This is a genomic window from Streptomyces sp. 4F14, from assembly GCF_048159485.1.
Taxonomy (GTDB): domain Bacteria; phylum Actinomycetota; class Actinomycetes; order Streptomycetales; family Streptomycetaceae; genus Streptomyces.
Genome location: NZ_JBLRVY010000120.1, coordinates 1 through 473, shown reverse-complemented (window position 1 = coordinate 473; position 473 = coordinate 1). Strand labels below are relative to the sequence as shown.

Below are 473 nucleotides of genomic sequence, written 5' to 3'. Positions count from 1 at the left end.
TCAACGGGCAAGGACACGCGCAGATCAAGGACACCACGATCACCGACTGCGGCAAGCCGGCCCTGGTCGTGGAGCAGAACGGCGCGGCGGATGTGTCCGGCCTCACCGTGACGAACAGCGCGAGCGTGGACGCCTACCTGGCCGGCAAGGGACGGATCAATCTCGTCGGCTGCCGGTTCTCCGGTGCCGGTGCGGAGTCGGTGCACATCGCCGGCGGTTCGGGCCCGCTACTCAAGGAGTGCCGGCTCTCCGCCCCGGGCCGCACCGCGGTCCGGGTCACCGGGAAGTCGCGGCCCCGGCTGGAGAACTGCGAGATCGCTGACGTGTCGGTGGGTGTTGTGGTGGAGGGCGGCAGCAGCGCCGCACTCACCCGGCTGACCGTACGCGAGGCGGCCGAGGCGGCCGTGGTCGTCACGGAGGGCGCCACCGGCGAGCTGGACCGGCTGACGGTCGCGGAGGGCGCCGGCGCCGGG

1 protein-coding gene is annotated in these 473 nt (G+C 72.7%); it reads left to right on the top strand.

Going from position 1 to position 473, the window contains the following annotated elements; genetic code table 11:
- On the top strand, positions 1 to 473 hold a 473-nt coding region (locus ACLZOT_RS49920; protein WP_416975974.1), incomplete at both ends, for a right-handed parallel beta-helix repeat-containing protein.